At 71.5% G+C, this 7,716-nt stretch carries 9 protein-coding genes; 1 reads left to right on the forward strand and 8 read right to left on the reverse strand.

All coding sequences use genetic code 11. The features are described from left to right. Positions 1-85: 85 nt before the first annotated feature. Positions 86-1,057: an Hsp33 family molecular chaperone HslO gene (gene hslO / locus HW578_RS20045; protein ID WP_369407941.1), complete on the reverse strand. Its 972-nt coding sequence runs from the start codon at positions 1,055-1,057 to the stop codon at positions 86-88. A 152-nt stretch (positions 1,058-1,209) separates the two neighbouring features. After that, positions 1,210-2,373, reverse strand: a complete 1,164-nt coding sequence (locus tag HW578_RS20050) for an Acg family FMN-binding oxidoreductase (RefSeq protein ID WP_198372489.1) — start codon at positions 2,371-2,373, stop codon at positions 1,210-1,212. Between the two features lie 179 nt (positions 2,374-2,552). Between HW578_RS20050 and HW578_RS20055 the strand changes: the two genes are divergently transcribed. Next, the gene (locus HW578_RS20055) at positions 2,553-2,993 is read left to right on the forward strand and encodes a MarR family winged helix-turn-helix transcriptional regulator (RefSeq protein ID WP_198372490.1); all 441 of its coding nucleotides are present in this window, start codon (positions 2,553-2,555) and stop codon (positions 2,991-2,993) included. Between the two features lie 37 nt (positions 2,994-3,030). Here HW578_RS20055 and HW578_RS20060 read toward each other — a convergent pair whose 3' ends face one another. From HW578_RS20060 to HW578_RS28490, 6 genes are all read right to left on the reverse strand, one after another. Further along, positions 3,031-3,810: a MipA/OmpV family protein gene (locus HW578_RS20060; protein WP_198372491.1), complete on the reverse strand. Its 780-nt coding sequence runs from the start codon at positions 3,808-3,810 to the stop codon at positions 3,031-3,033. Between the two features lie 504 nt (positions 3,811-4,314). Beyond that, a complete protein-coding gene (gene argF, locus HW578_RS20065; RefSeq protein ID WP_198372492.1) occupies positions 4,315-5,265 on the reverse strand; it encodes an ornithine carbamoyltransferase in 951 nt (316 codons plus the stop codon). Continuing rightward, on the reverse strand, positions 5,262-6,464 hold the full coding sequence (locus HW578_RS20070; RefSeq protein ID WP_198372493.1) for an aspartate aminotransferase family protein: 1,203 nt from the start codon (positions 6,462-6,464) through the stop codon (positions 5,262-5,264). Before HW578_RS20070 ends, argF begins: the two co-directional genes overlap by 4 nt. Before the next feature lie 272 nt (positions 6,465-6,736). Further along, the gene (locus tag HW578_RS20075; protein WP_198372494.1) at positions 6,737-7,006 is read right to left on the reverse strand and encodes a hypothetical protein; all 270 of its coding nucleotides are present in this window, start codon (positions 7,004-7,006) and stop codon (positions 6,737-6,739) included. Between the two features lie 40 nt (positions 7,007-7,046). Then, a complete protein-coding gene (locus tag HW578_RS20080; protein ID WP_198372495.1) occupies positions 7,047-7,514 on the reverse strand; it encodes a GlcG/HbpS family heme-binding protein in 468 nt (155 codons plus the stop codon). 37 nt (positions 7,515-7,551) lie between these two features. Next, positions 7,552-7,716, reverse strand: a 165-nt coding sequence (locus HW578_RS28490) for an excalibur calcium-binding domain-containing protein (protein WP_198372496.1), incomplete at its 5' end; no start/stop codon positions are given.

The raw sequence follows: 7,716 nt of genomic DNA on the forward strand, positions 1-7,716 counted from the left end.
AGGGTTCAGGCGTGTGCTCTTCCGGTCTCAGGCGGCGGCGGCGAGCAGCGCGCCAAGCGCCGCGCGTCGGGGCAGCGCCACGGGGTCAGCCTTCGGCGCCGCGCAGCTCGGCGCGGTCGAAGCGGAAGGCGATGTTGCAGAATTCACAGGTCATGGTGATGGTCCCGTCCTCCGCCATGTGGTCGAGGTCGTCCTCCCCGAACCCTGCCAGCACGCCCGAGAGCCTGGCCCGCGAGCACCGGCAGCCATAGGACAGCGCGCGGGCTCGGTCGAGCGCCAGGCCCTCCAGCGTGAACAGCCGGTGCAGCAGGCGGTCGCCGCTCAGGGCGTCGTCCAGCAATTCGGCATCGGTCAGTGTGGCGGCCAGCGCGACCGCGGTGCGCCAGGCCTCGTCCTGTGCGTCGCGGTCCATTCCTGTGCCGAGGCCGCCCTCGCCGGCCACGCGCTCCAGGATCAGCGCCCCGGCGCGCCAGCCGGCCTCGGTCCGCGCGCAGGCCAGGTGGACATGGGTCGCGATCTGTTCCGAGGTGCGGAAATAGGTACCGGTCATCTCGGTGAGCGTCTCCCCCTCGATGGCGACGATGCCCTGGTAGCGGTCCATCTCCGGCCCCTGGTCGCAGGTGAAGGCGAGATAGCCCTGGCCGAGCAGGGCGGCGGCGCTGGGTGTGATGCCCTCGGCCAGCAGCGCGGCCAGGCGTTCGTCATTGGCGCGGGCATAGCCGCGCAGCGCGCCGCCATCGGTGCAGTCGGCCAGCAGCATCGGCACCGGCCCGTCGCCCTTGGCCTGCAGGCTGAACGACCCGCGGAACTTCAGCGCGGCGGCGAGGCCGGCGGTGAGTGCGAGCGCCTGACCGGCCAGCGCGGTGACTGTGGGGTGGGCGTCGTGGCGGGTCAGGAGGGCGTCCGCGAGCGGGCCAAGACGGACCAGCCGCCCGCGCACCGGGCGGTCATGCAGGTGGAACGGCTGCACGCCGCGCGGCACCACCAGGTCGGGCACGGGCGGGCGGTCGTGGTTGAGGAAGTCGGGGGTGCGGGAGGGTTCGGTGGGGCTGGACACCAGGGCTAGATAGGGCGCGAGGGGCCGGACGTCCAAGGTGGGCCGACGACGGCCGGCGGGGTGGCGCATCGGGCGGGTTCGGCCGGGCCCGTGGAGGCGCCTTCCGCACGCGCCGCGCGGCGCGCAGGGCTGTGGCCAGGGACCCGGACGGTTCAGCCCTTGAGGCGCGTCGCGGCCGGCCAGCGCGGGGCAGGCGGCACGACGGGCCCATGGCCGAGCCTCGCGAGCATCTGGATCCGGCCCTGGTGGATGCCGAGCAGGTCGTGCACTTCGCGCAGCAACCCGTCCATCTCGGGATATTCCTGCAGGGTGGCGCTCTGCGGGTGGAGAGCCAGCCCGAGCCCGGTAGCCTGCAGGTTCAGCCTCAGCCAGTCGGCGCCGGCCCGCAGTTGCTCCGCCCGGGAGTTGCCAGGCGTCACGAGCCACAGGAAGGCGGGCGTGGCGCGCACTGGACCGTCGTAGAGCGCCAGGAACTGCTGGAACACGGGTGAGTCAGGCGATGCCATGGCCGCCTGCGTCAGGACGCCCTGCGCGACCAGTGGTTCGAGTTCGGGCGCGTCGAGCGAGATGCCGTCCGGATTGGCGATCACCGCGGCGCGGCCCATGCGCATCACGTTGACGCTCTCGATGTGCGCCTCGTGCGTCAGCGCCTCGGTGCGGAAGGCGCGCCAGACATGGTCGCGCAGCGCGGCCGTGAGGTTGGGCGCGGTGGTCGTCCCGACATCGGCGCCGGGCACGGCGGCGCTCGCCAGCAGCATGATCGTGGCGGCATCCGGCACACGCGCCATGTCGTAGCGCGCGCGGTTCGTGCGCCGCGACAGCGCGTGGCGGAACAGCGGGTCGGATGCCATGCCGGGCATCGGTTCGAAGCGCAGCCCGGCGACGGGCCGGGTATCGAGCCGCCGCCCCGGCGTGCCGTCCGGGAAGCTGTCCATGCGGACCGCGTAGCCGTCCTGTGCCGCCGCCATGCGGAGCAATTCAAGGAAGGCGCCGAATCCGATCGTGAGCTGCCGATCGAAGGGGTCCGTCGCCGGCAGGCGCCGCGCCAGGTCGCACGAGACGGTCATGCGATCCGCCGCCACCAGTTCGATCAGCCATGGCTGCAGGTTGTGCGGGTTCGGCGCGAGGATGGCGTAGGCCAGGGCCCGCAGGCGAGGATCCGGGTCCTGGCGCGCGTCGGGCGCCGCGGCCCAGGCACGCCGAGCATCACCGGTCGACTGCGCGTGAACCGAGGTGCCGCCGCCAGGCAACGGCGCGAGGGCCAGTGCGACGCCCGCGCTGGCAGTTGCGAGGAAGCCGCGGCGTGACATGCTCATGGGAGTCTCCGGGGGTGGTGTGCGTGAGGGTGCGGGCGCGTGGCGGGCGGACCGACGCTGCCCAAGGCGTTCTCGATCCGATATGCTGGCCCGGTGGCGCGAGCGCGCCCGCCCAGCGGAAGCCCCTGCCCGTGACATCCGACGACGACGCGCGCCGAAGCGACGACCCGCCGCTGTTCATGCTGCTGAACGAGGTCGCGATCATCGAGCACCTAGCTCGCAACCGGCTCGAGAAGGTGCTGCCCGACGGGCTGCGCATGAGCCACTTCATCGTGCTCAGCCACCTTGTTCGGATGGGTGACGGTCGCAGCCCGGCGCGCATCGCGCGGGCCGTGCAAGTGGAGCGTCCGGCGATGACGAATACGATCCAGCGGCTCGAAGCGCGTGGCCTGGTGCTGGTCGCTGCCGATCCGGTCGACCGGCGCGTCAAGCGGGTGTTCCTGACGCCGGCCGGCCGCAGGCTGCGTGACCAGGCGGTGGCCGCCGCGATCGCCTCGGTCGCCTCGATCGCGAGGGATGTGGGCGATCGCGAGGTGCTTGCCGCCTTGCCCGTGCTCAGGCGCCTGCGCGTCGCGCTGGACCAGGCCCGGGACGCCGAGGACCCGGTCCTCGACACCTGATCGCACCCCTGGCCGGGGGGAATGCCATGGCGCCACGTCAGAACCGGTAGCTGATGCCGAGGCCGAAGCTCAGCTGGTTTGCGTTGCCTTCCTGGGAGACGATCGGGCTGTCGGCGGCATCTCCGAGCAGCCGGCGATAATTCACGACGCCGGTGATGCCCCAGCCGCCGGTGATCTCGTAGTTCGCGGTGAGCGTCAGGCCGACATCGCGGATGCCCGCGCCCGCCGTGTAGACGGGCAGGCCGCTGGCGGCGGCGCCGGCGGCGGTCACGCCGAAGAAGGTCTGGTTGTAGCGATCGCTGGCGTAGGTCGCGAGGGCGATCGCGCTCAGGCGCAGCCGGTCGGTCGGATCGAAGCGATAGCTGCCGCCGAGGATCAGCAGGCTGCCCGATGCGGTGGAGGACACGTCGCCCTGGAACTGGAGTTCGATCGCGGCCTCGTCACGGCTGTCCAGAACGTCCCGGAAGGGGATGCGGAGGAAGACGCCGGCCTCGAAGGAGTCGTCGATCTCCGCCAGCAACTTGACGCGTTCGTCCTCGACGTCCGAGCGGCCGCGACGCTGCCCGAGCACGGGGCCGAACTCGATCTCGGGCCACGGCGAGACGTTGGCCCGCAGGGCAATGCCGGCACTGAGGGTCGCCGTCTCGACGTAGTTCGCGCCATAGGCAAGGCGCGCGGCGACCAGGGGCCTGATGACCCGGTCGCTCGACCCCTGGTACTCCGGCGTGGACAGCGCTCCGAGGGCGAAGAAGCCGGAGATTCGGGCCTCGCCTTGCGCCGCCGCCGGCGCGGCAAGACCCGCGAGCAGGAGCGGCACCGCGAGGGCGATCAGCGGGGATCGGACAGGGTGGTTCATGAATCATGGCCTTCTGGTCGGATGACAGTCCGCGCCGCGGGACGCGTTCGGGACAGTCGCGGATGCCGTACCGCTGCCAGATAGTTTGATGTCAAACTATTATATGTCAAGCGTCGGCGTCGGCCGCCCGAACCACGAGCCGTCCTGGCATCCGATGTTAGCGATGAGCAGGCGCTGACACGCACTGCCTGAAACCTCAGAGATGACGGGCAGGTGCCGGCTACGGCGGCGCTCTACTGGGGCACCTTTCCCGGGTCGAGCGCTCGTGCCGCCACTGTCTGGATAAAGGCCAGGGGCTACCGTCTGCTGGCCGCTCGCCGCAATATCTCGTTACACGTCAAATTATATGGTGCGGTTGGACGCGCTATACGCGTGCTCGCATGGCGCACCCGGCGGGATCGCCACCGCCAGGGCTCGGTCATGACCAGGCCTGATGGCTTAGCCGGATCGCGCGAAACGTCGCGCTCAGCCCCCGCCGAGCGCCCAGAGCAGCACGCCCTTCTGCGCGTGCAGGCGGTTCTCGGCCTCGTCGAAGATCACCGATTGCGGGCCGTCCATTACCTCGTCGGTGATCTCCTCGCCGCGATGCGCCGGCAGGCAGTGCATCACGATCGCATCGGGCGCGGCGTGGGCCAGCAGCGCGGCGTTCAACTGATAGGGTGCGAGCAGATTGTGCCGCTGCGGCGCGCGGCCTTCCTTCTCGTCCGACATCGACACCCAGGCGTCGGTCACGACGCAGCGCGCGCCGGCCACCGCGGCTGCCGGGTCGTTGGTCAGCTCGATCTTCGCGCCCTGCGCGCGCGCCCACTCCAGCAGCGCGGCCGGCGGCGCCAAGTCCTTCGGGGTCGCGATGCGCAGGACGAAGCCGAAGCGCGCCGCCGCCTGGATGAAGGATTGCGCGACGTTGTTGCCATCGCCCGTCCAGGCCACGACCTGGCCGGCGATTGGGCCGCGATGCTCCTCGAAGGTCATCACGTCGGCCATGATCTGGCAGGGATGCGAGATGTCGGTCAGGCCGTTGATGACCGGCACCGTCGCGTGTTCCGCCAGTTCGCGGATCTTCCGCACGTCGTCGGTGCGCAGCATGATCGCGTCCACGTAGCGCGAGAGCACGCGCGCGGTGTCCTTCGGCGTCTCGCCGCGGCCCATCTGGGTGTCGTGGGCCGACAGCACTACCACCTCGCCGCCCAGCTGCCGCACGCCGACCTCGAAGGAAACGCGCGTGCGGGTGGAGGGTTTCTCGAAGATCAGCGCCACGGTCTTGCCGGCGAGCGGCTTGCCCGGGACCTCGCCGCGCTTGGCCCGCGCGCCGAGGTCGAGCATGCGCCGCAGCGCCGCCGTGTCGAAATCCATGATTTCGAGGAAGTGGCGGGGGGCGCCGGGCCCCCCGTCCACCGTCTTCAGCGCTGCGCTCACTGCGCGGCCGCCTGTGCCTTCTGCGGCGTCAGGCGACGGCAGGCGCGGTCCAGCAGGGCGACCGCCTCGTCCGCCTCGGCCTCGGTGATGATGAGCGGCGGTGCGAGGCGCAGCACGTTCATCCCCGCGGCCACGGTCAGCAGGCCCTCGGCCACCGCGGCGGCCTGCATGTCGCCGTTCGAGACCCCGGGCGTCAGCTTGATGCCGAGCAGCAGGCCGGCGCCGCGCACGCCCTCGATCACCTCCGGGTGGCGCTCGGCCAGGCCGAGCAGCCCGCGCCAGAGGTGCCGCGCGACGCGGTCCACCTGGTCGAGGAAGCCGGGCGCCATCACCACGTCCATCACCGCGAGGCCGGCGGCGCAGGCGAGCGGCCCACCGCCATAGGTCGTGCCATGCGTGCCGGGCTTGAGATGCTTCGCCACCTTCTCCTTGGCGAGGATGGCACCCAGCGGGAAGCCGCCGCCGATGCCCTTGGCCGCCGACATGACGTCGGGCTCGATGTCCGCCCACTGGTGGGCCCAGAGCTTGCCGGAACGCCCCATGCCGGACTGCACCTCATCGAGTGCCAGCAGCAGGCCGAACTCGTCGCAGACCTGGCGCAGTTCGCGCAGGAAGCGCAGCGGGGCGGGACGCACGCCGCCCTCGCCCTGGATCGGTTCGATCATGATGCCGCCGGTCTGCGGCGTGATGGCGGCGCGCAGGGCGTTCATGTTGTCGAAGGGCACATGGGTGAAGCCCTCGACCGGCGGGCCGAAGCCGGCGAGGTACTTCTCGTTGCCGGTGGCGGCCAGCATGGCCAGGGTGCGGCCGTGGAAGGCGCCCTCGAAGCAGATCATGCCGAAGCGCTCGGGGTGGCCGTTCTCGGCGTGGTACTTGCGCACCGCCTTCACCATGCCCTCGTTCGCCTCGGCGCCCGAGTTGCAGAAGAAGACGCTGTCGGCGAAGGACGCCGCGACATGGCGCGCGGCCAGTTCCTCGGCCTGCTTCACGCGGTACAGGTTCGACACGTGCATCACGCGCGCCGCCTGCTCGGCGATGGCCTTCGTCAGGTGCGGGTGGCCGTGGCCGAGGCTGGAGGTCGCGATGCCGGCGCCGAAGTCGAGGAAACGTCGCCCGTCATCCGTCCACAGTCGCGCGCCCTCGCCCCGCTCGAAGGCAAGGTCGGCACGGTTGTAGGTCGGCATCAGGGCGGGGATCACTTTGGAAATCCACTCTCCACGAGTTTCCTACGCGCACGCGCGACCATCGCGGTGCTGGCGTGGGAAAGCCGCCAGGATAGCCGCAACCCGGACCGGGGCGAAAGCCTGCCGATGCGGGGCCGCCATGCGCGGATCCCGGCCTGCGATCGCCGCTCCGGGCGGACCGGCCGGGCGCTGCGGCCCCTGGCGGCCGGCCGCCGCGACGGTCACGCGAAAGGGCCGGGAGGACGACTGTCCTCCCGGTTCCGTTCGCATGTGTGCGCCCCGCCGGCTTACAGCCCGGGGTTGCTCGGATTGCGACGGGCAGGCGGGCTGGTGTCCAGCGCGCGCTCCGCCGCCGTGCCGCGCGGATTGCCGGGGGTGCCGTCGCTCTGCGCGGGGTAGGCGCCGGACATGTTGGTGCCCATCGCGCGGTCGGTGGCGCGGCCTGCGGCGGAACCGGGCGGATCGCCGCCGCCGCAGGCGGCCAGGCCGCCGATCATGAGCATCGCGGCCGACACGCGATACAGGCTGGAACGGGTCATCGACGTCTCCTCGGTCATCCGATGAACCCGTAACGCACCATTCCGGAGATGGTTGCGCTCAGGCAGGGTCGCCGGTGTCGGCGACGAGGCCGGCGGCCTCGATGCCGGCGATGCAGCATTCCTCGTCCTTGGGCGAGGCGTCGCCGCTGATGCCGACCGCGCCCAGCAGCACGTTGTTCGCATCGCGCACCAGCACGCCGCCCGGCACCGGCACGGCGCGCCCGCCGGTCAGGTCCGACAGGGCATTGGTGAAGCCCGGCACGGCCTGCGCCCGGCGCGCCAACTCGCGCGTGCCGAAGCCCATGGCCAGCGCGCCGAAGGCCTTTCCGGTGGCGATCTCGGGCCGCAGGATGGAGGCGCCGTCCTCCCGCTTCGCCGACTTCAGCTGGCCGCCGGCATCGAGCACGACGACACACAGTGGCAGCAGGCCGATCTCGCGGCCCTTGGCCAGTGCGGCGGTGGCGATGGTCTCGGCCTGCGCAAGGGTGAGGCCGTTGATGGCGGCGGGATGGGCTGGCTGGGGCATGGCGGTCCTCGTCTTCGGGAGGGGCGCCGATAGGCGCTCAGCGCCGCCGTGTCGAGCCGCTACGGGACTGGCCGCAGAGCGTCTCGCAGGGCACGCCGTCCCGGTCGCGATCGAGCCGCTGCAGGCCGCAGGCCTGGAAATGGAACATCGCCTCAGCGCAGCTCGACATCTGCGTGCAATAGGTCTTCTCGCCGCAGCGCCA

Origin of the sequence: Roseomonas rosulenta (genome assembly GCF_016106005.1) — a bacterium.
GTDB lineage: Bacteria > Pseudomonadota > Alphaproteobacteria > Acetobacterales > Acetobacteraceae > Neoroseomonas > Neoroseomonas rosulenta.

Bases quoted from the DNA above. Each gene is read 5' to 3' on its own strand.
- HW578_RS20050 (WP_198372489.1), bottom strand. From the start codon at position 2,373: ATGAGCATGTCACGCCGCGGCTTCCTCGCAACTGCCAGCGCGGGCGTC.
- HW578_RS20055 (WP_198372490.1), top strand. From the start codon at position 2,553: ATGCTGCTGAACGAGGTCGCGATCATCGAGCACCTAGCTCGCAACCGG.
- HW578_RS20075 (WP_198372494.1), bottom strand. From the start codon at position 7,006: ATGACCGAGGAGACGTCGATGACCCGTTCCAGCCTGTATCGCGTGTCG.
- HW578_RS20080 (WP_198372495.1), bottom strand. From the start codon at position 7,514: ATGCCCCAGCCAGCCCATCCCGCCGCCATCAACGGCCTCACCCTTGCG.